Origin of the sequence: Microbacterium plantarum, assembly GCF_035231185.1 — a bacterium.
Taxonomy (GTDB): domain Bacteria; phylum Actinomycetota; class Actinomycetes; order Actinomycetales; family Microbacteriaceae; genus Microbacterium; species Microbacterium plantarum.
Map to the genome: position 1 here is coordinate 1,298,652 of NZ_CP141117.1, position 19,527 is coordinate 1,318,178.

Annotated in this window: 20 protein-coding genes and 4 tRNA genes; 19 read left to right on the top strand and 5 right to left on the bottom strand. The window is 70.3% G+C overall.

What is annotated here, in order from left to right; translation table 11 throughout:
* Positions 1-7 precede the first annotated feature (7 nt).
* Positions 8-1,228: an alpha/beta hydrolase family protein gene (locus VC184_RS06165; protein WP_274177697.1), complete on the top strand. Its 1,221-nt coding sequence runs from the start codon at positions 8-10 to the stop codon at positions 1,226-1,228.
* Here the strand turns inward: VC184_RS06165 and VC184_RS06170 are convergent.
* The gene (locus VC184_RS06170) at positions 1,182-1,889 is read right to left on the bottom strand and encodes a dihydrofolate reductase family protein (protein WP_282502422.1); all 708 of its coding nucleotides are present in this window, start codon (positions 1,887-1,889) and stop codon (positions 1,182-1,184) included. The two genes, VC184_RS06165 and VC184_RS06170, sit on opposite strands and share 47 nt — an antisense overlap.
* 33 nt (positions 1,890-1,922) lie before the next feature.
* On the opposite strand from VC184_RS06170, the gene zapE reads away from it, so the two are divergent.
* The 4 genes from zapE to VC184_RS06190 all read left to right on the top strand — a co-directional run bounded on the left by zapE (position 1,923) and on the right by VC184_RS06190 (position 6,004).
* Positions 1,923-2,951 carry a cell division protein ZapE gene (gene zapE, locus VC184_RS06175; RefSeq protein WP_274177699.1) on the top strand — a complete coding sequence of 343 codons (1,029 nt, stop codon included), beginning with the start codon at positions 1,923-1,925 and terminating at the stop codon, positions 2,949-2,951.
* A gap of 165 nt (positions 2,952-3,116) precedes the next feature.
* Entirely contained in the window at positions 3,117-4,385 is a 1,269-nt protein-coding gene (locus VC184_RS06180; RefSeq protein ID WP_112614198.1) for an ammonium transporter, read from the top strand.
* Between the two features lie 184 nt (positions 4,386-4,569).
* Positions 4,570-5,133, top strand: coding sequence for a type II toxin-antitoxin system PemK/MazF family toxin (locus tag VC184_RS06185; protein ID WP_274177700.1), 564 nt, complete (start codon positions 4,570-4,572; stop codon positions 5,131-5,133).
* A 136-nt stretch (positions 5,134-5,269) separates the two neighbouring features.
* Positions 5,270-6,004 carry a VIT1/CCC1 transporter family protein gene (locus VC184_RS06190; RefSeq protein WP_323987555.1) on the top strand — a complete coding sequence of 245 codons (735 nt, stop codon included), beginning with the start codon at positions 5,270-5,272 and terminating at the stop codon, positions 6,002-6,004.
* A 156-nt stretch (positions 6,005-6,160) separates the two neighbouring features.
* Here VC184_RS06190 and VC184_RS06195 read toward each other — a convergent pair.
* Positions 6,161-6,237 (bottom strand) — tRNA-Val (locus VC184_RS06195).
* A gap of 151 nt (positions 6,238-6,388) precedes the next feature.
* Here VC184_RS06195 and VC184_RS06200 point away from each other — a divergent pair.
* From VC184_RS06200 to VC184_RS06215, 4 genes are all read left to right on the top strand, one after another.
* Positions 6,389-6,460, top strand: a tRNA-Gly gene (locus VC184_RS06200).
* Between the two features lie 55 nt (positions 6,461-6,515).
* Positions 6,516-6,586: transfer RNA gene (locus tag VC184_RS06205), tRNA-Cys, on the top strand.
* 27 nt (positions 6,587-6,613) lie between these two features.
* A tRNA-Val gene (locus VC184_RS06210) sits at positions 6,614-6,685 on the top strand.
* 98 nt (positions 6,686-6,783) lie between these two features.
* A complete protein-coding gene (locus tag VC184_RS06215; RefSeq protein WP_274177702.1) occupies positions 6,784-7,290 on the top strand; it encodes a glycine cleavage system protein R in 507 nt (168 codons plus the stop codon).
* 39 nt (positions 7,291-7,329) lie between these two features.
* Here VC184_RS06215 and VC184_RS06220 read toward each other — a convergent pair whose 3' ends face one another.
* Positions 7,330-8,490 carry an SLC13 family permease gene (locus VC184_RS06220; protein ID WP_274177703.1) on the bottom strand — a complete coding sequence of 387 codons (1,161 nt, stop codon included), beginning with the start codon at positions 8,488-8,490 and terminating at the stop codon, positions 7,330-7,332.
* A 198-nt stretch (positions 8,491-8,688) separates the two neighbouring features.
* Between VC184_RS06220 and thrS the strand changes: the two genes are divergently transcribed.
* The 3 genes from thrS to VC184_RS06235 all read left to right on the top strand — a co-directional run bounded on the left by thrS (position 8,689) and on the right by VC184_RS06235 (position 11,938).
* The gene (gene thrS, locus VC184_RS06225) at positions 8,689-10,725 is read left to right on the top strand and encodes a threonine--tRNA ligase (RefSeq protein ID WP_323987557.1); all 2,037 of its coding nucleotides are present in this window, start codon (positions 8,689-8,691) and stop codon (positions 10,723-10,725) included.
* Entirely contained in the window at positions 10,722-11,279 is a 558-nt protein-coding gene (locus VC184_RS06230) for an HIT family protein (protein ID WP_274177705.1), read from the top strand. The genes thrS and VC184_RS06230 overlap by 4 nt, the downstream gene beginning before the upstream one ends.
* 89 nt (positions 11,280-11,368) lie before the next feature.
* A complete protein-coding gene (locus VC184_RS06235) occupies positions 11,369-11,938 on the top strand; it encodes a hypothetical protein (RefSeq protein WP_274177706.1) in 570 nt (189 codons plus the stop codon).
* 9 nt (positions 11,939-11,947) lie between these two features.
* Here the strand turns inward: VC184_RS06235 and pdxY are convergent, their stop codons facing one another.
* Both pdxY and VC184_RS06245 read right to left on the bottom strand, forming a co-directional pair.
* Positions 11,948-12,799 (bottom strand): pyridoxal kinase PdxY, encoded by an 852-nt coding sequence (gene pdxY, locus VC184_RS06240; RefSeq protein ID WP_269266518.1) that lies wholly within the window; start codon positions 12,797-12,799, stop codon positions 11,948-11,950.
* Between the two features lie 4 nt (positions 12,800-12,803).
* Positions 12,804-14,132: an aminotransferase class I/II-fold pyridoxal phosphate-dependent enzyme gene (locus tag VC184_RS06245; protein ID WP_323987559.1), complete on the bottom strand. Its 1,329-nt coding sequence runs from the start codon at positions 14,130-14,132 to the stop codon at positions 12,804-12,806.
* A gap of 86 nt (positions 14,133-14,218) precedes the next feature.
* On the opposite strand from VC184_RS06245, the gene pdxS reads away from it, so the two are divergent.
* From pdxS to VC184_RS06280, 7 genes are all read left to right on the top strand, one after another.
* Positions 14,219-15,115, top strand: coding sequence for a pyridoxal 5'-phosphate synthase lyase subunit PdxS (gene pdxS, locus VC184_RS06250; protein ID WP_404568052.1), 897 nt, complete (start codon positions 14,219-14,221; stop codon positions 15,113-15,115).
* Positions 15,116-15,131: 16 nt separating this feature from the next.
* Positions 15,132-15,731, top strand: coding sequence for a pyridoxal 5'-phosphate synthase glutaminase subunit PdxT (gene pdxT, locus VC184_RS06255; protein WP_274177708.1), 600 nt, complete (start codon positions 15,132-15,134; stop codon positions 15,729-15,731).
* A 10-nt stretch (positions 15,732-15,741) separates the two neighbouring features.
* Positions 15,742-16,503, top strand: coding sequence for a YebC/PmpR family DNA-binding transcriptional regulator (locus VC184_RS06260; protein WP_112614218.1), 762 nt, complete (start codon positions 15,742-15,744; stop codon positions 16,501-16,503).
* Positions 16,504-16,627: 124 nt separating this feature from the next.
* The gene (gene ruvC / locus VC184_RS06265; RefSeq protein ID WP_258524533.1) at positions 16,628-17,197 is read left to right on the top strand and encodes a crossover junction endodeoxyribonuclease RuvC; all 570 of its coding nucleotides are present in this window, start codon (positions 16,628-16,630) and stop codon (positions 17,195-17,197) included.
* 70 nt (positions 17,198-17,267) lie between these two features.
* Entirely contained in the window at positions 17,268-17,885 is a 618-nt protein-coding gene (ruvA, locus tag VC184_RS06270; RefSeq protein ID WP_112614222.1) for a Holliday junction branch migration protein RuvA, read from the top strand.
* Positions 17,878-18,903 carry a Holliday junction branch migration DNA helicase RuvB gene (ruvB, locus tag VC184_RS06275; RefSeq protein ID WP_112614224.1) on the top strand — a complete coding sequence of 342 codons (1,026 nt, stop codon included), beginning with the start codon at positions 17,878-17,880 and terminating at the stop codon, positions 18,901-18,903. Before ruvA ends, ruvB begins: the two co-directional genes overlap by 8 nt.
* A gap of 79 nt (positions 18,904-18,982) precedes the next feature.
* Positions 18,983-19,486, top strand: coding sequence for a preprotein translocase subunit YajC (locus tag VC184_RS06280; protein WP_274177711.1), 504 nt, complete (start codon positions 18,983-18,985; stop codon positions 19,484-19,486).
* Positions 19,487-19,527 lie beyond the last annotated feature (41 nt).

A 19,527-nucleotide genomic window follows, 5' to 3' on the forward strand; every position in this document is an offset into this window, starting at 1 on the left:
GGCCTCGATGATGGGTTCCAGGCGCGCCGGGGCTGCGGGCGCATCTCCCGCAGCAGCCACCGCCGCGAAGACGACGATCGCGGCGCTCGCCGGAGCCCTCGGTATCTCGCTCGCGGCGCTCGGCACCGTGTCGATGCGCGTAGCTCGCAGAGTCGTGACGCCCGCGGGGCGGGTGCCCGATACGGAACTGCTCGCCGTCGACGTTGCCGCGCAGACGCTCACCCTCTCGCGCACCCCAGACACCGAGCTCCCCGGTCGATACGGGCTGTTCACGACGGGCACCGCGTCGTACGTCAAGGTCGGTGCCGTGCTGGCTCTGGACGAGAGTTCGGTCAAGCGCAAGCTGCTCACGCAGATCGGAACCGACGACCGGCTGTCGGCTGCTGCCGCGTTCAGCGGCTGGTACTACTCCGATCCTGCGGAGCTGCACCTGCCGTACCACTCCGAGCTCGTCGGGTCCCCGCTCGGACCCTGCCCGGCATGGTTCTTCCCGGCCACGGACGAAACCGGAGCGCCGAGCGACACCTGGGTCATTCAGATCCACGGACGTGGCACGACGCGGACCGAGACGCTCCGCGCGGTGCCGGTGTTCCACGCCGCCGGTGTCTCATCCCTGCTGGTGTCGTATCGCAACGACGGCGAGGCGCCGCGCAGTCGCTCGGGCACGTACATGCTCGGCGCGACCGAATGGCGCGACGTGGATGCCGCGATCGGAGCGGCCCGCCGCCGCGGCGCGCGCCGGATCTTCCTCATGGGCTGGTCGATGGGCGGCGCGATCGCCCTCCAGGTGGCACTCAACTCGGCCCATCGCGACATCATCGCCGGAGTCGTGCTCGAATCGCCGGCGATCGACTGGCGCATCGTGCTCGACTACCAGGCGCACCTGCTGCGCATCCCGGGGCCGGTCGCGAGCACGGCCGTGCGGGCACTGGACAGTGAGTGGGGCTCGCGGGTCGTCGGGCTGAACACGCCGATACCGTTCGACCGGCTCGACGTGGTCGCGCGTGCGGCCGAGCTGCGGCATCCGATCCTCATCCTGCACAGCGACGACGACGGCTTCGTCCCCGCGGACGCGTCGTATCAGCTGGCGGAGGCGCGTCCCGACCTCGTCGAGCTCGAGGTGTTCCGGACCGCCCGGCACACGAAGCTGTGGAACTACGACCCCGAACGGTGGACTTCGGTCATCCGCGAGTGGCTCGAGCGCCGACGCTCAGCCGTAGATAGCTGAAGCCCGCGGCATCCATCAGGGCGCCCGCGACGGCGGTCGGCGGGTCGTCGGCGACCGGCAGGACCGCATGCCGGACGGGGCCGATCCGTGGCGCGACCGTGAGACAGATCTCGTCGACCACGCCCGCGGCGACGAACTGCGCTGCGAGGGTCGGTCCTCCCTCGCAGACGACGCGCTCCCAGCCGCGGGCCGATAGGGCGGCCAGCACGTCGTCTGGGGACAGATCGGGACCGCGGCCAGCGGTGACGACGGTGACCCCGGCCGGCGCCTCGGGGTGGATGCCGTCGGGGACGACGAGGACGACGCGCCCGGCCTCGGCCTCGGCCAGGCGGTGGCCGTCGAGACGCCCCGACCGCGAGACGATCGCGAGGGCAGCGGTGCGCGGGACGACGTAGCCCTCGGCCCGGACGCTCTCCGCGCCCACGACGACGACGTCGGCATCCCGGCGGATGATGCCGAGGATGCTGCGGTCGGTCGGGCTCGTGATGGTGTCGCTCGTCCCGTCACCGCCGGAAGCCGACCCGGTGAGGGTGGTCACCATGTTCAGGCGGACGTACGCGCCCGGCGCTCGCCGGTAGCGCCGCTCGAGCCACGCCCGTCCGTCATCCGTCGCGGAATCGGCGCTTTCGCCGGTTTCCGGAAGCATCTCGGTCACACGCACGGCGTCATCCTTTCACGCGGTTAGGGTTGATCCGTGACGAGCACATCCGCCGGAATCCTGCGTCTCAGCGACCGCCGTCCCGAGGTGAGCGGCACCGAGATGCTCGCCGCCCTGGTGCCGCCGCCGCAGTTCGACGCGGCGACGTTCGATTCGTACCGGGCCGACCCGCAGTACCCGTCGCAGCAAGAGGCGAAGGACCTCCTCGAGGCGTTCGCCGGGGGCAGCGCCCCCGCGGCGCGCGGGGGACTGTTCCGCCGTGCGAAGAAGGTGCCCGAGACGAAGCCCGGCGTCTATCTCGACGGCGGCTTCGGCGTCGGCAAGACCCACCTGCTCGCCGCGATCTATCACGCGATGCCGGCACGCCGGAAGTACTTCGGGTCGTTCATCGAGTACACCGCGCTCGTGGGGGCCGTCGGCTACCAGAACACCGTGCAGCTCCTCCGCGGGGCCGATCTGCTCTGCATCGACGAGTTCGAGCTCGACGACCCGGGCGACACGATGGTGATGACGCGGCTCCTCGGCGAGCTCGTCGCGTCGGGCACGCGTCTCGCGGCGACCTCGAACACGCCGCCGAACGCGCTGGGCGAGGGGCGATTCGCCGCTCAGGACTTCCTGCGCGAGATCCACGCGATGTCGGCGAGCTTCCAGACGATCCGGATCGACGGCACCGACTACCGGCAGCGTGCCGTCGACGGGCACGCCGTCGCACTCGCGCCCGATGAATACGAGGCGACGATCGCGGAGGCCGCGGCATCCGGACTCGTCTCGGACGACGCGTTCGCCGACGTCATCGCGCACCTCGCGACCGTCCACCCCTCGCGCTACATCCGTCTCGTCGATGACATCGCCACGATCGGCCTGCGTGACGTGACGCAGTTGACGGACCAGTCGGCCGCCCTGCGCTTCGTCGCGTTCGTTGACCGCGCCTACGACGCGCAGATCCCGATCCGCGCGACGGGGCGTCCGCTCGACGAGGTGTTCGGCGACGAGATGCTCGGCGGGGGATACCGCAAGAAGTACCTGCGCGCCATCTCGCGCCTCGTGGCTCTCACCCACTCCTGAGCGCCTGTGCAGGAGTCGTGCGGCGCGAGGAAACCTGATGTTTACCGGGGGAGCGGCAGCGTAACCGTTCGGAAACACGACTGCGCCGTCGGGGGAAACTGAGCGCCTCGACACTGAGGGGACCCGACGCTACACCTGCGTCCCTGCAGAGAGGTTCCCTTCGAGATGGATCAAGGCAACACCGCATTCATACTCATCGCGGCCGCATTCGTCCTGCTGATGACGCCAGGACTCGCGTTCTTCTACGGCGGTCTCGTCAAGGCCAAGAGCGTCATCAGCATGATGATGATGAGCTTCGGCGCCCTCGGGCTCATCGGCGTCCTCTGGGTGCTCTTCGGCTACGCCATCGCCTTCCCCGGCGCTGAGGGAACCGTCGCCCCCTGGTCGATCGACTGGAGCGCGATCGGTCTGAGCAGCCTGCTCGAGACGCCCGCCGACGCCGACTTCCCGCCGATGGCCTTCGTGTGCTTCCAGGCGACCTTCGCGATCCTCACCGTCGCGCTCGTCTCGGGCGCCATCGCCGACCGCGCCAAATTCGGTGCGTGGATGCTGTTCGCCGGCGTCTGGGCGACGATCGTCTACTTCCCCGTCGCGAGCTGGGTCTTCAACTTCGGCCTCGCTGATGACGGCTCCTTCGAATACGGCGGCTGGATCACCAAGGGCCTGCAGGATGTCTTCGGCGTCGGGGCGATCGACTTCGCCGGTGGTACCGCGGTGCACATCAACGCCGGTGCTGCGGCTCTCGCCCTCGCCCTGGTCCTCGGCAAGCGCGTCGGCTTCCAGAAGGGCGTCCACGTTCCCCACAACCCGCCGTTCGTGCTCCTCGGCGCCGGTCTGCTGTGGTTCGGCTGGTTCGGCTTCAACGCGGGCTCCGAGCTCGCTGCCGACGGCACCGCCGCGCTCGCCTTCATCAACACGATCGCCGCTCCCGCCGCGGCTCTCCTGGCCTGGCTGCTCGTCGAGAAGATCAAGGACGGCAAGCCCACCTCCGTCGGCGCCGCGTCGGGCGCTGTCGCGGGCCTCGTCGCCATCACCCCGGCGTGCGCCTCGGTGGACCCCATCTGGGCGATCGTGCTCGGCCTCATCGCCGGTGCCGCCTGCGCGCTGGCGATCGAGCTGAAGTACAAGCTCGGCTTCGACGACTCGCTCGACGTCGTGGGCATCCACCTCGTCGGCGGCCTCATCGGAACGCTCTACCTCGGCTTCTTCGCCAACGGCACGGGCCTGTTCATGGGCGGCGACGCCAGCCAGCTGATCGTCCAGGCGATCGCGGCCCTCGCTGTCCTCGTCTACTCCTTCGTGCTGGCCTTCATCATCGGCTTCGCGATCGAGAAGACCATCGGCTTCCGCGTGAAGAACGAGGACGAGATCGCCGGCATCGACACGGTCATGCACGGCGAGGTCGGCTACACCCTCTCGGACGCGAAGGTCTGATCAGACCCCGGCTCTGACCCGGGCGGGGCATCGCGGAGTGATCCGCGGTGTCCCGCCCTGTTTCTCGTTGGCGCTCGGTTGGCAGGCGGCGCCGCTTCGCGAGAGGTGAAGCGGCGCGAGCTGCCAGGCGAAGCGGAGGGGGAGACGGGGGCGCGCGCCTCGCGAGCTGGGTAGGTTTGGGCGCATGGGTGTGCTTTCGCGTGTGTGGGACCTGCTGCGACCGCGTCGGACGGCGGATGGCTCGGGTCGGCCGGCCGCTGCGCGTCCGCGGCCGGGGGCGGTCACGCCGGCTCGCCCGAACATGCCGTCCGCGTCGGGCGGAGGGGGCGCGGGCGCGGCATCCGTCGTCGAGGTGGCGCTGCCCGATGCGCGCAGCCTGCGTCTGGCTTACGAGCCGACGCCCGACGGGCAACCCGATCCCGGCGAGATCGTCTGGGCGTGGGTTCCGTATGCGGAGGATGCCGCGCGCGGCAAGGATCGCCCGCTGCTCGTCCTCGCACGCGCCGACAGTGGCCGCAGCTGGGCCATGAAGCTCACGAGCAAGCCGCACGACGGCGAGCGCGACCACATCCCGCTCGGGACGGGGGACTGGGACCGCGAGCGGCGACCATCGTGGCTCGACGTCGACCAGATCTACCTCGTGCCCACGAGCGGCATCCGCCGCACGGCCGGCGCCCTCGACCGCGCGACCTACGGTCGGGTCGCGCAAGCCCTCTCGCAGCGCTACGGCTGGCGCGCCGCGCGCTGACCCGCGCCGGCTCGGCGCCTCGAAAGCGCACCCTCTCGGCGAGGACGTGCCGGGGAGCGTGCGCTCTCGCGGAGACGGTGCGTCCTCGGCGCATGGGGGCCTGCCGTGATCGCCGCACGGGTGGTTTCATGGCGTCATGAGCGAATCGTTCTCGGAGGCCCCGGGGGCGCACCCGGGGGAGCCGCACGCGTCGTCCATGTCGGGGCGGCTGAACTGGTTGCGCGCGGGCGTCCTGGGCGCGAATGACGGCATCGTGTCGACCGCGGCCCTGGTCGTCGGTGTCGCGGGGGCGACGACGGGTGCCGCACCGATCTTCGCCGCCGGCGTCGCGGGCCTCGTGGGCGGCGCGATCTCCATGGCGCTCGGCGAGTACGTCTCGGTCAGCAGTCAGAGCGACAGTCAGCGGGCGATGATCACCAAGGAGCGCCGCGAGCTCGCCGAGGACCCCGAGGCGGAGCTCATCGAGCTGGCGGGGCTCTACGAGCAGCGCGGGCTCTCGTCCGAGACCGCGCGACGGGTGGCGGAGGAACTGACCGAGCACGATGTGGTCGCCGCGCACCTCGAGGCCGAGCTGGGGCTGACCGAGGACGAGGTCGTCAGTCCGTGGTCGGCGGCCGGAGCGAGTGCGCTGGCCTTCACCATCGGCGCGCTGCTGCCGCTCCTCGCGATCCTCCTGCCGCCCGCCGGCATCCGGGTTCCCGTCACTTTCGTCGCGGTCCTCATCGCTCTCGCTCTCACCGGCTACCTGAGCGCGCGTCTCGGCGACAGTCCGCCGCTTCGCCCCGTCATCCGGGTCGTCGTCGGAGGGGCACTCGCGCTGATCGCGACCTTCACGGTGGGCTCGCTCCTCGGCGTCTCCGGTGCCGTCTGACCCGGCTCCCGCGTGCGATGTCGAGCGCGGAGAGAACGCACCGCTGACGCGAGGACGCATGGTGTTCGGTGCGTGCTCGCGGCCTTGGTGCGTCCTCGCCGTCCGCAGAGTGCACGCCCAACGAAAAACGCCCCGGCTGTGAGAGCCGGGGCGGGGTGGTGGGCGATGCGGGACTCGAACCCACGACCTCTTCCGTGTGAAGGAAGCGCGCTAACCAACTGCGCCAATCGCCCATCTGGCCCGTGAGGGCCGAGACACGAGCATACCGGATGCCGCGACGGTTCCCGAACGCGGCGGCGAGACACGCGCGGGGCGACGCCGGTTTTGCACTCGTGCGATCGTCGGCTAATGTTTAACAAGTGCCGGAGCGATCCGGAACGAAATGCGGATGTAGCGCAGTGGTAGCGCATCACCTTGCCAAGGTGAGGGTCGCGAGTTCGAATCTCGTCATCCGCTCGAGTGCGAGGATCTCCCGTCAGGGAGATCCGGCACGTGGGTCAGAACCACACACGGTGGCGTGGCCGAGCGGCTAGGCACCGGCCTGCAAAGCCGTTTACACGGGTTCGAATCCCGTCGCCACCTCGCCTCATAACTGAACAGCCTGTATAGGCGCGATTGGCGCAGCGGTAGCGCGCTTCCCTGACACGGAAGAGGTCACTGGTTCGATCCCAGTATCGCGCACCGAGAAACCCCCGGTTCTGCCGGGGGTTTTGTCGTTTGCGGGTCGGTGACCTGGGTCTCCGCTGCGCCGGAGTTCTCCGCCGGTTAGGCTCGGCGCCATGACTCAGCTCGTGCTCACCGTCGTTGGAGACGACCGGGTCGGACTTGTCCGCATGCTCGCCGACACCGTCGCCGCGCACGGCGGCAACTGGGAGCGCAGCGAACTCGCGGAGCTCGCCGGCGCCTTCGCAGGGATCGTGCTGGTGGAGGTGCCCGCCGATCGCGAGGCCGGCCTCGTCGAGGCGCTCGAGCGTCTGGACGGCTTGCTGCGCATCACGACCCACCAGCCGTTGACGCCAGTCGTCGCGAGCGGGCAGGTGCTGCGTTTCACGGTGCTCGGCAACGACCGTCCCGGAATCGTGCGCGAGGTGAGCGACGCGATCGGCGCCCACGCGCTGAGCATCGACGCGCTGACCAGCCGCACCCTCGACGCTCCGATGGCGGGCGGCACGCTGTTCGAGGCGACTCTCGTGGTCCGCCTGCCCGCGGAGTTCGACGCCGCCGACATCGTGGCGGACCTCGAGCGTCTCGCGGGTGAGATCCAGGTCGACCTCACCCTGACGTGAGCCTCGACACCTCTGGCGGCTACGGCCGGGCGAGGTGGCTCAGCGCAGCGCGAGCGGCAGGACCGACAAGCCGACGACGAGCGGTGCCGCGACGAGGCCCCAGAGGATGAAGCGCCGCCAGGGGACGTCGACACCCACCGCGTGCAGCCGCTCGTGCCAGAGCAGCGTCGCGAGCGACGCCCACGGGGTGATGAGCGGTCCCGCATTGACACCGACGAGCAGCGCGCCGAGACGCTCCGGGGTTCCCGCCGCCGACTCGAGCAGCAGGTACGCGGGCAGGTTGTCGACGGTGTTCGCCGCGACGAGGGCGGTGCCCGCCATGCGCCACAGCTCGAACGGCCCGCCGGCCTCTCCGGCGACCAGCGACACCACCGCTGCGGAGCCGAGGGACTCGAGCGCCGCCATGGCGGTGAACAGTCCCGCCGCGAACACGAGCAGCTGCCACGGGACGAGGCGCGCGGAGAGCCCGCGGGGCGATCGCCATGCGAAGAGTCCGATGAGCAGAATCGCGGCGACCGTCGCCGGGATCCACGGCTCCAGCCCGCTGACGAGGGCCGGCATGAGTGCGAGGACGACGACGGATGCCACGACCAGCTGCATCCGGTCGGTGACGCGCGGCACAGGCGCGGGCTCGAAGCGCCCGACGAGCGAGCGCCGATGGACGGCGAACAGCAGCGCGACCGTCACGAGGATCGCGACGGCTGCAGACGGCCCCATCAGCGCGAGGAACGCCAGGGGGCCGCCCTCGGGCAGCCGGCTGAGGGCCAGCAGGTTGGTCAGGTTCGACACGGGGAGCACGAGCGAAGCGGTGTTCGCGAGCCACACCGTTGTGAAGGCGAAGGGCAGCGGCGGCAGTCCGTTGGCGCGTGCGACGGCGACGACGACCGGGGTGAGCAGCACCGCGGTCGTGTCGAGCGAGAGGAAGGCCGTGGCGAGGACGGCGAGCGCCACGACGAGGAGCCAGAGCACAATGGTCCGGCCCCGGGAGGCGCGGGCGAGCCGGCCGGCCGCGACGTCGAACACGCCGGCCTTCGCCGCCAGCTCCGCCACGATCGTGACGGCGACCACGAAAGCGAGGATCGGGGCGACACGCTCGGCGATCCCGACGAGATCGTCCGGGGGCAGCACGCCGGAGACCACCGCGCCCGCCGCCACGAGCAGCAGTGCGGCTCCGGCGATGGCGAGCTTCACGGCATCCATCATGGGCCCTCGGGGCCCGCTCTGAAGCCGACGACGCTCACGAGTAGGATCGACGCATGGAACGACGCCGGATCGGAGGCCGTGTGCTCACCCGCTTCGTCGCCGCCGGCCGAACGCTCTCGGCCTGAGCGGGCGGGACGCGGCGAGCGTCCGAAGCTGAGTAGCCTTGATCCGAGCCACCCATCTGGAGATGTTCCCTTGACTGACGTCGTTTCCCCGTCGGACGTGTCGTACCCCGCCGACGGCTTCGCCCTCTTCCCCGACCGCTCCGTCGTCGCTCTGCGCGTCAACGGCGATCTGAAGGACCTCGCGACGGTCGTCGCCGAGACGGATGCCGTCGAGCCGGTGACCGTGTCTAGCCCCGACGGTCTCGCGATCCTCCGCCACTCGACGGCGCACGTGCTGGCCCAGGCGGTGCAGCGCATCAGGCTGCAGTCGAACCTCGGGATCGGACCGCCCATCGACGACGGCTTCTACTACGACTTCGGCGTCGATGAGCCCTTCACTCCGGAGGACCTCAAGTCGATCAAGAAGGAGATGGAGCGCATCGTCCGCGAGAACCAGCGGTTCGTCCGCCGGGTCGTCACCGCTGACGAGGCGCGCGCCGAGCTCGCCGACGAGCCCTTCAAGCTCGAGCTCGTCGACCTCGCCGGCGGCCCCGGGTCGGGCGCTGATGCCGCCGAGGGCGCGTCGGCCGAGATCGGCGCCGGTGAGCTGACGATCTACGACAACGTCACCCGCGACGGGGAGACCGCCTGGAAGGACCTCTGCCGCGGACCGCACGTGCCCGGCACCCGCATGGTCGGCAACGGCTGGGATCTGACCCGGGTGGCGGCCGCCTACTGGCGCGGCAGCGAGAAGAACCCGCAGCTGCAGCGCATCTACGGCACCGCCTGGCCGTCGAAAGACGAACTGCGCGCGTACCAGGAACGCCTGGCCGAGGCGGCCCGCCGCGATCACCGCAAGCTCGGCGTCGAGCTCGACCTGTTCTCGTTCCCCGACGAGATCGGCCCCGGCCTGTCGGTGTTCCACCCCAAGGGCGGCATCATCCGCTACGAGATCGAGCGCTACATGCGCGAGCAGCTGCTCGCGAACGACTACGAGGTCGTGAACACGCCGCACATCACCAAGGGCGATCTGTTCATGACGAGCGGCCACCTGCAGTGGTATGCCGACGGCATGTACCCGCCCATGAAGCTCGATGAGACCGTCGACGCCGAGGGCAACGTGACGCGGCAGGGGCAGGAGTACTACCTCAAGCCGATGAACTGCCCGTTCCACAACCTGATCTTCCGCTCGCGCGGACGCAGCTACCGCGAGCTGCCGCTGCGGCTCAGCGAGTTCGGGTCTGTCTACCGCTACGAGAAGAGCGGCACCCTCTCGGGGCTTACCCGCGTGCGCGGCATGACCCAGGACGACACTCACATCTACGTCACCCCCGACCAGGTCGAGGACGAGCTCGTGCGGAGCCTCGAGTTCGTGCTGCAGACTCTGCGCGACTACGGACTCAACGACTTCTATCTCGAGCTGTCGACGAAGGAGGAGGGCAACCCGAAGTTCATCGGCGACGACTCCCTCTGGCAGCAGGCGACCGAGACGCTCCGGCGTGTCGCCGAGGGGTCGGGTCTCGAGCTCGTTCCGGATCCCGGCGGCGCGGCGTTCTACGGCCCGAAGATCTCGGTGCAGGCCCGCGATGCGATCGGCCGCACTTGGCAGATGTCGACCATCCAGCTCGATTTCAATCAGCCCGAGCGTTTCGAACTCGAGTACACCGGCCCTGACGGCGAGAAGCACCGCCCGGTGATGATCCACCGTGCTCTGTTCGGGTCGATCGAACGCTTCTTCGCGATCCTGCTCGAGCACTACGCGGGTGCCTTCCCGGTCTGGCTCGCGCCCGTGCAGGTCGTCGGCATCCCCGTCGCCGACGACTACGCGCCGTACCTGCAGGAGATCGTCTCGCGTCTGCGCAAGGCCGGCGTCCGTGCCGAGCTCGACCGCTCGGATGACCGGATGCAGAAGAAGATCCGCACCCACACCACGCAGAAGGTTCCGCTGCAGCTCATCGCGGGCGAACAGGACCGCGCCGGAGGCACGGTCTCGTTCCGCTTCCGCGACGGATCGCAGACCAACGGCGTCGCCGTGGACGAAGCCGTCGAGCGCATCCTGGCGGCCATCGCGAACCGCACGCTCGTCGACACGGCGGAGCACCTGGACGCTGCGGGACAGCTCGCGTGACCGGCTCGTCGGACACCCCGCGCCCTATTGAGGACGCCGCGCGCCTGGCCGGGGTGCCCGACGAGTTCCAGCGGCTGTGGACACCGCACCGGATGGCGTACATCCAGGCTGGCCCCGAGCCGCTGCGCGACGAGTGCCCGTTCTGCGCGGCGCCCGGCAAGTCGGATGCCGACGGCCTCATCGTCGCGCGGGGGCGCACCGCCTACGTGCTGCTGAACCTCTTCCCGTACAACTCGGGTCACCTGCTGGTGTGCCCGTACCGGCACATCCCGACGTACGACCTCGCGACCGCTGAGGAGGTGGCCGAGATCGGCGCGCTGACGCAGACGGCCATGCGCGTGCTGCGGGAGGTGTCGCGGTGCGACGGTTTCAACCTCGGGATGAATCAGGGCGCGGTCGCGGGCGCCGGCGTCGACGGGCACCTGCACCAGCACGTCGTGCCCCGGTGGGCGACCGACGCGAACTTCTTCCCGATCATCGCGAAGACGAAGGCACTCCCGCAGCTGCTCGGCGAGGTCCGCGAAGCGGTCGCGGGCGCCTGGCCGACCGACTGACCACTCCTTCCTCGTGCTCCACCCCGAGCGCAAGCCCCGCCGCGGGGCGCCGCGGGGACGATAACCTGAGCGCTCACTGAGGAGGCACCATGTCGATCACCGCCCGTCCCCGTACCGCGACCCTCGCCGCACTGGCCGTCCTGGGCGTGGTCGCCCTGGCGGGGTGCACGCCCGCGAGTGATGCGGGCTCTTCGGAGGGGACTCCGACTCCGGCTCCGACGGCGTCCGCGCAGGAGGAGAGCTCGGCTGCGACCCCCGACGCGGGCGACGCTCTCGCCGAGCGCGACGCCTTCATCGCGGAGCAGCAGCAGCCGGTGGGACAGCCCACGCTCGCCGCGAAGACGCCCGCGCAGCAGGAGCTCGTCGCCCAACAGCGCGCGCACCTCGAGGCGAACGGCGGACAGTGGTCCGAGCAGGCCGAGACCGTGACGCTCGCCCTTGCCCTGGACGCGTGCGAGACCTCCATCCTCAACGGGCACCAGGTCGACCAGAACGTGTTCCAGATGCACGTCACGTCGTCGCCGCTCATCCAGAGCCTCGCCGTCGACGACGCGTCGCGCGAGGGCGCCGTGAGCATCATGGTCTTCGGCACGCGGTTCCTCTGCCCGGACGACGCTCCGCAGTGGGAGCAGGCGTGGACGGAGTCCGGCGGACAGTAGTGACGCCGGTCAGCGCACCTGCTCGACCGTGAACTGCATCCGCGGGTGCGCGTAGGCCTCCTGGCTCTCGACGAGCTGGAGTTCGCGCTCGCCCGACTCGTGCGTACGCGTGAGCAGGTCGAACACGCTCGAGGTCGTGCGCGCCAGCGCCTCGGCCGCGGAGCCGGTGCTGCGGTAGTGAGCGGTGAACAGGGCCGCCGTCACGTCGCCGGATCCGTTCGCCTTCATGGGAATGTGGGGCGTGCGGACGATCCAAGCCCCGGCGTCGTCCGCGGCGAGCATCTCGATCGTGCCTTCGGGTCGGTCGGGGCGCTCGACGCTCGTCACGAGCACGGTGCGCGGACCCATCGCGCGGGCGGCGTCGACGGAGGCGAGAGTCGAGTCGAGATCGGTCGGCTCGGTCTCGGTCAGGAAGCCGAGCTCGAACTGGTTCGGCGTGATGATGTCTGCGGCCGGCACGACGCGCTCGCGCAGCAGGATCGGGATCGCCGGCGCCACGAAGCACCCGGACTTCGCGTTGCCCATGACGGGGTCGCACGCGTAGACGGCATCCGGGTTCGCGGCCTTGACGCGCGCGACGGTGTCGAGGATGACGTCGGCGATGCCCTCGCCACCCTGGTAGCCCGACAGGACGACATCGATCTGGGGGAAGGCGCCGCGATCCTCGACGCCCGCGATGACGGCGCGGACGTCGTCCGGGCTGATCATCGGGCCACCCCAGGCGCCGTACCCGGTGTGGTTGGAGAAGTTCACCGTGTAGACCGGCATGACCTCCACGCCGATGCGCTGCAGCGGGAACACCGCGGCGGAGTTGCCGACGTGTCCGTATGCGACGGCCGACTGGATCGAGAGCACCTTCATGGGGTCATGCCTTTCGAGAGGGGAGGGCGGATGCGACGAGGTCGCGCGTGAGCAGTGCGGCGTCGGCGTCGTTCAGGTCGTGCACGGTCAGCCGCAGGTGGCGCGAGGGTGCATCGTCGGCCAGCCGGAATTCGTCGCCGGTGCGCGCGAGCCAGCCCCGGCGCATCAGGGCGTCGGCGACGGAGCGGGCGGTGCCGGGTACCTCGACCCAGAGACTGAGTCCGTCACCGGGTGCGCAGGGGAGGCCCGCGCGCGTCAGCTCGGCTGCGAAGGCGCTGTTGCGGTCGGCGTAGTGAGCCCGAGCGGTGGCGATCGTGCCGGCGGCGGTGTCGTCCGAGACGAGAGCGTGTGTAAGGCGCTGCAGCAGGTGGCTGACCCATGTGGTGCCCGAGCCGAGGCGCAGGGCCAGGCGTTCCGCGGTCGTGGGGTCGGATGCCGTGACCGCGAGGCACATGTCCGGTCCGAGGAACTTCGACACCGAGCGCACCCGTGCCCAGCGTTCGTGCTGGTCGCCGATGACCGAGCGGTACGGCTGGGTCGACAGGAGGGAGAAGTGGTCGTCCTCGATGACGAGGACGAACGGATGATCGGCCAGTACCGCGCGCAGGGCTGCCGCGCGCTCGGCCGACAGGCTCGCACCGGTGGGATTCTGCGCTCGCGGGGTGATGACGACGGCGCGGGCGCCCGCATCCAGGGCTGCTCGCAGTCCATCGACCGTCATGCCCTCGTTGTCGACGGGCACCGGGATCGCGCGGTAGCCGGCGAGGCGCACCGTGTGGATGCTCGCGAGGAAGCACGGGTCTTCGAGGGCAACCGCGTCGTCGCGGGTGAGAGCCTGCGCCAGGAGGCGCTCGACGGCGTCGACGGCGCCACCGGTGACGGTGAGGTGGATGTCGGCATCCGCTGCCGTGTCAGCGGCGAACCAGTTCCTGGCCCAGGCTGCGAGACCGGCGTCGATGACCGGCTCGCCGTACAGGACGGGGCGTCCGGCGACTCGGCCGAGCACGCCGCGCGGATCGGGGATGAGAGCAGGATCCGGATTTCCGGACCCGACGTCGCGCAGCACCGTGTCGGCGGCCACGCCCTCGGCGGCGACGGGGGAGACCTCGGCGATTCGCGTTCCGCCGCGGCCGCGGGCCACGACGACGCCGGCCTGCGCGAGGAGCCGGTAGGCGGCGACCACGGTGTTCCGGTTGACGCCGAGCTGCTCCGCCAGGGCGCGCACCGGTGGCAGCGCGTCGTCCGCGCGCAGGGCGCCTCGCTCGAGCAGCATCCGGACGCTGTCGGCGATCTCACCCGCCGTGTGTCCGGTGATCGTGTCACGGGAAGTCATCGGGACGATCTTATGTCGGATGCCATGCTACTTTTTGGCCTAGGCCGAACTGCATCCCGAGAAGACGGCCGGATCGGAGCCCCATCGTGTCGAACGACCAGACCGTCACCGGATCATCGCGCGTCAAGCGCGGCCTCGCAGAGATGCTGAAGGGCGGCGTCATCATGGACGTCGTCACCGCCGATCAGGCACGGGTCGCGGAGGATGCCGGCGCCGTGGCCGTCATGGCGCTCGAGCGCGTCCCCGCCGACATCCGCGCCCAGGGCGGGGTGGCGCGCATGAGCGACCCCGACCTGATCGACGAGATCATCGCGTCGGTGTCGATCCCCGTGATGGCGAAGGCGCGCATCGGGCACTTCGTCGAAGCGCGCGTGCTCCAGGAGCTCGGTGTGGACTACATCGACGAGTCCGAAGTGCTGTCGCCGGCCGACTACACGCACCACATCGACAAGTGGGGCTTCACCGTCCCGTTCGTGTGCGGTGCCACAAACCTCGGCGAGGCTCTGCGTCGCATCACGGAGGGGGCCGCGATGATCCGCTCCAAGGGCGAGGCCGGCACGGGCGACGTCTCGGAGGCGACGCGCCACATCCGCACGATCACCGCCGAGATCCGTGCTCTGCAGGCGAAGAGCCCCGACGAGCTGTACGTCGCGGCGAAGGAGCTCCAGGCGCCGTACGACCTCGTCGCCGAGGTCGCAGCCACCGGCACCCTGCCGGTCGTGCTCTTCACCGCGGGCGGTGTCGCCACCCCTGCCGACGCCGCGATGATGATGCAGCTCGGCGCGGACGGCGTCTTCGTGGGTTCCGGCATCTTCAAATCGGGCGACCCCGCTCGCCGTGCCGCGGCCATCGTGAAGGCGACCACCTTCCACGATGACGCCGCCGTCGTCGCCGAGGCCTCGCGCGGACTCGGCGAGGCGATGGTCGGCATCAACGTCTCCGATCTGCCTGCCCCGCACCGTCTCGCCGACCGCGGCTGGTGAGTCGGTGGACGAAGGGATGCCGCCGCACGTCGGAGTCCTCGCCCTGCAGGGAGACGTCCGCGAACACCTGCGCGTGCTCACGGAGCTCGGCGCGACGGCATCCCTCGTCCGTCGTCCCGGCGACCTGGCGGCGGTACACGGTCTCGTCCTGCCGGGCGGTGAGTCGAGCGTCATCGACAAGCTGGCACGCGCGTTCGGGATGCAGCAGCCCATCCGCGACGCGATCGCCGCGGGCCTCCCCGTCTACGGCACCTGCGCCGGGCTCATCCTGCTCGCCGACCGCCTCGACGGGGCCATCGCGGGTCAGGAGACCTTCGGCGGGCTCGACGTGACCGTGCGGCGGAACGCCTTCGGCGGTCAGACCGAATCGTTCGAGACGGCGCTCGCCGTCGCGGGCTGGGACCCACCCGTCCACGCGGCGTTCATCCGAGCGCCCCTCGTCACCGAGCTCGGGCCGCAGGTGCGGTCGCTCGCGACCCTGCCGGATGGCGGGGTGGTCGCGGTCGAGCAGGGTCGTCTGCTCGCGACGGCCTTCCACCCGGAGGTCTCGGGCGAGCGCCGCTTCCACGAGAGGTTCCTCGTGCACGTCCGCGAGGCGAGCGCATCCGCCCGGTAAGATCGAGCGCATGTCCGGTCACTCCAAATGGGCCACGACCAAGCACAAGAAAGCCGTCGTCGACGCGCGCCGTGCCAAGTCGTGGGCCAAGCTCATCAAGAACATCGAGGTCGCTGCCAAGCTCGGCGGCCCCGATCTGCAGGGCAACCCCACGCTCTTCGACGCCGTCCTGAAGGCCAAGAAGACCTCGGTCCCGAAAGACAACATCGACCGCGCGATCAAGCGCGGCGCCGGTATCGGCGGCGAGGCCGTCGAGTACTCCTCGATCATGTACGAGGGCTACGGACCGAACGGCGTCGCGTTCCTCATCGAGTGTCTGACCGACAACAAGAACCGCGCCGCGGCCGAAGTCCGCACCGCTCTCAGCCGTAACGGCGGAACGCTGGCCGACCCGGGCAGCGTCGCTTACAACTTCAGCCGCAAAGGCGTCATCGTCGTCCCGTCCGAGGGCACGACCGAAGACGACGTCATGCTCGCGGTCCTCGAAGCGGGGGCGGAAGAGGTCGAGCCGCACGGCGACGGCTTCGGCGTCATCACCGAGGCCTCCGACCTCGTGTCGGTGCGCAGCGCCCTGCAGGACGCCGGCATCGAGTACGACTCCGCCGACGTCGAGTTCGTCCCCTCGCTCAAGGTGGAGGTCGACGCCGACACCGCCCGCAAGGTGTTCCGTCTCATCGACGCCCTCGAGGACAGCGACGACGTGCAGAACGTCTACACGAACTTCGACCTCACCCCCGAGGTGCAGGCCGAGCTCGAGAGCGACGACGAGTAACAGTCCGAGCATCGCTCGCAGTTCCCGGCATCCCGCGCAGCCCATTTCGCGTCGGATGCCGGGAACTGCGCGTTTCGCGGGTTGTCGCCGCTCCGCTCGGCTGCGGCAGACGTAGCGTGGGGGAGTGACCTCTCTGCGCGTGCTCGGTGTCGATCCCGGGCTCACCCGATGCGGAGTCGGCGTCGTCGACGTCGCCCGCGATCGATCCGCCGCCCTCGTGCATGTCGGGGTTGTCCGATCCGACGTCGAGCTGCCGATCGAGCGGCGGCTCGCGACGATCGCAGCGGGCCTGCGCGCGGTCATCGCAGAGCACCAGCCTCACGTCGTCGCCGTCGAGCGGGTCTTCGCTCAGCACAACCGGAGCACCGTCATGGGGACGGCGCAGGCGAGCGGCATCGCGCTGCTCGTCGCCGCGGAGAGCGGCCTCGATGCCGCGACCCACACGCCCTCCGAGGTCAAGGCGGCGATCACCGGCTACGGCTCGGCGGAGAAGCTGCAGGTGCAGACGATGGTCGCCCGCGTGCTGCGCCTGGACTCGCTGCCCCAGCCCGCGGATGCCGCTGATGCGCTGGCCCTCGCGATCTGCCATGCGTGGCGACGCGGTGTCGGCGGCCCGGCGTCGTCGTCCGGCACAGCGGCGCTCACTCCGGCGCAGCGGGCGTGGGCGGACGCCGAGCGCCTGGCCCGGCGCTGACGCTCCCACCCGGTGGTGAGCGACGCGTGTCGCTCGAACATACCTGCGAAGCGGCGCCTAGGCTCGGATCATGATCTCCTCCCTGCGCGGCAGCGTGCTGCACCTCGAGTCCGACAGCGTCGTCATCGACGTCGGCGGGGTCGGGTTCTCGGTCGCCGTGACCCCCGACATCCCGCGCTCGTTCCACGTCGGCGATGAGATCGTGCTGCACACGAACCTCGTCGTCCGCGAAGACGCGCTCTCGCTGTTCGGTTTCGAGACGCGCGAGCAGCTCGGAGTCTTCCTGCTGCTCATCGGCGTGACCGGTGTCGGACCGAAGTCGGCTCTCGGCGTGCTGTCGGCACTGAGCGTCGCCCAGATCGCCGAGGCGGTCACCGCCGAAGACGACGCCCCGTTCCGACGGGTGTCGGGCATCGGGCCCAAGACCGCGAAGCTCATCGTGGTACAGCTGGCGGGCAAGCTGCAGGCGGTGCCGTCTGCTCAGCCGGCGTCCGCTCCCTCGGGGGGAGGGACGCTCGTGGGTCAGGTCGTCGCAGCGCTCGTGGCTCTGGGGTGGAGCGAACGCGTGGCCGCGGATGCCGTCGCGCAGGTCACGGCGGATGCTGCGGCCCCCGCGACCGTGCCCGCTCTGCTGAAGCTCGCGCTCGCGCAGCTCGGGCCGGCGCGACCGGAGCAGACCGGTGTCTGACGCGCACGAGCTCGCCGCCGACGAGACCGAACTGGCCGTCGAGGGGGCACTACGGCCGACCTCGCTCGCGGAGTTCGTCGGACAGCAGAAGGTGCGCGGGCAGCTCGAGCTGCTTCTGCAGGCGGCCGCGATGCAGGACCGTCCAGCCGACCACATCCTGCTGTCGGGACCTCCCGGTCTCGGGAAGACGACGCTCGCGATGATCGTCGCCCACGAGAGCGGCCGGCCGCTGCGGATGTCGAGCGGCCCGGCGATCCAGCACGCGGGCGATCTCGCGGCGCTGCTGTCGAGCCTCGTGCCCGGCGAGGTGCTCTTCATCGACGAGATCCACCGTATGGCGCGCTCGGCGGAGGAGATGCTGTACCTCGCGATGGAGGACTTCCGCATCGACATCATGGTCGGCAAGGGTGCCGGTGCCACCAGCATCCCTCTCGAGCTGGCCCCGTTCACCCTCGTCGGCGCAACGACCCGGTCGGGCCTCCTGCCCAACCCGCTTCGCGACCGGTTCGGGTTCACCGCGCACATGGAGTACTACGAGCCGGAGGAGCTCGAACGCGTGATCCAGCGGTCCGCGAGCGTCCTCGCCGTCGACGTCCCGGCCGTCGCACGGGCTGAGATCGCGCGCCGCTCCCGCGGCACACCGCGCATCGCGAACCGCCTGCTGCGCCGCGTCCGAGACTTCGTCGTGGTGCACGGTGACACGGCGGCGGGTGCGACGGAGGCGGATGTCGCGGCCGCGCTCGAGCTGTACGACGTCGACGCTATCGGCCTCGATCGGCTCGACCGTGCCGTGCTCGACGCACTCGTGCGCCGATTCGGCGGTGGGCCCGTCGGGCTCAACACCCTCGCGGTCACGGTCGGGGAGGAAGCGGAGACGATCGAGTCGGTCGTCGAGCCGTACCTCGTCCGCATCGGGTTCGTGGGCCGGTCGCCGCGCGGCCGCGTCGCGATGCCCTCGGCCTACCGCCACCTGGGCGTTCCCCGCGCCGACGGGGCGCTCGAGATCGATGACCTATAATCGCTGAAGGCTTCTCGCCGACGAATCCCGAGGGTGCGCATTCTTCGCGTGCCTACCCGTGAAAGGTGCTCCCACCTCCATGCTCTTCTTCGCCACCACTCCGGCCGACGCCCCTCCCGCGAACCCGGCGGTGCAGTTCTTCGCCGAGTACGGTCTGCTGATCATCCTCGCGCTGCTCATCGTCTTCATGTTCTGGAGCCAGCGCCGTCGCGCGCAGCGGATGAAGGCGGAGCAGGCGGAGAAGTCCCGCCAGCTGCTTCCCGGAGCGAAGGTGCTGCTGCAGGGCGGCTTCTACGGCACGATCGTCGAGTACGACGGCGAGGACCTCTCGAAGTCGGCTCGTGTCGAGCTCGCGCCCGGCGTCGAGGTCGAGGTGCACAGCCAGGCGATCCTGCGGGTGGTCGACCCCGCAGAGGGAACGCTCACCGAGGACGAGTACATCGAGGCCGAAGAGCACCACGACGAGTACGTCGCCGATGTCGAGCAGGGTCTGATCACCTCGGTCAGCGACGACGCCGCGCGTGATCGCGCCGACGCCGCCTCCGAGGGCGCGGTCGACCGCGACGACAAGCCCCGCGCCTGATCCGCCGCTGACCCGGCGCTCGCTCGACGAAAGCTGACCTC

What these genes read in the sequence shown, in the direction of transcription:
- VC184_RS06165 (WP_274177697.1), top strand. Translation starts at nt 8, where the DNA reads ATGATGGGTTCCAGGCGCGCCGGGGCTGCGGGCGCATCTCCCGCAGCA.
- VC184_RS06180 (WP_112614198.1), top strand. Translation starts at nt 3,117, where the DNA reads ATGGATCAAGGCAACACCGCATTCATACTCATCGCGGCCGCATTCGTC.
- VC184_RS06220 (WP_274177703.1), bottom strand. Translation starts at nt 8,490, where the DNA reads ATGGATGCCGTGAAGCTCGCCATCGCCGGAGCCGCACTGCTGCTCGTG.
- VC184_RS06215 (WP_274177702.1), top strand. Translation starts at nt 6,784, where the DNA reads ATGACTCAGCTCGTGCTCACCGTCGTTGGAGACGACCGGGTCGGACTT.
- pdxT (WP_274177708.1), top strand. Translation starts at nt 15,132, where the DNA reads ATGCCGCCGCACGTCGGAGTCCTCGCCCTGCAGGGAGACGTCCGCGAA.
- VC184_RS06235 (WP_274177706.1), top strand. Translation starts at nt 11,369, where the DNA reads ATGTCGATCACCGCCCGTCCCCGTACCGCGACCCTCGCCGCACTGGCC.
- pdxY (WP_269266518.1), bottom strand. Translation starts at nt 12,799, where the DNA reads ATGAAGGTGCTCTCGATCCAGTCGGCCGTCGCATACGGACACGTCGGC.
- ruvA (WP_112614222.1), top strand. Translation starts at nt 17,268, where the DNA reads ATGATCTCCTCCCTGCGCGGCAGCGTGCTGCACCTCGAGTCCGACAGC.
- VC184_RS06245 (WP_323987559.1), bottom strand. Translation starts at nt 14,132, where the DNA reads ATGACTTCCCGTGACACGATCACCGGACACACGGCGGGTGAGATCGCC.
- VC184_RS06190 (WP_323987555.1), top strand. Translation starts at nt 5,270, where the DNA reads ATGAGCGAATCGTTCTCGGAGGCCCCGGGGGCGCACCCGGGGGAGCCG.
- VC184_RS06260 (WP_112614218.1), top strand. Translation starts at nt 15,742, where the DNA reads ATGTCCGGTCACTCCAAATGGGCCACGACCAAGCACAAGAAAGCCGTC.
- VC184_RS06185 (WP_274177700.1), top strand. Translation starts at nt 4,570, where the DNA reads ATGGGTGTGCTTTCGCGTGTGTGGGACCTGCTGCGACCGCGTCGGACG.
- VC184_RS06280 (WP_274177711.1), top strand. Translation starts at nt 18,983, where the DNA reads ATGCTCTTCTTCGCCACCACTCCGGCCGACGCCCCTCCCGCGAACCCG.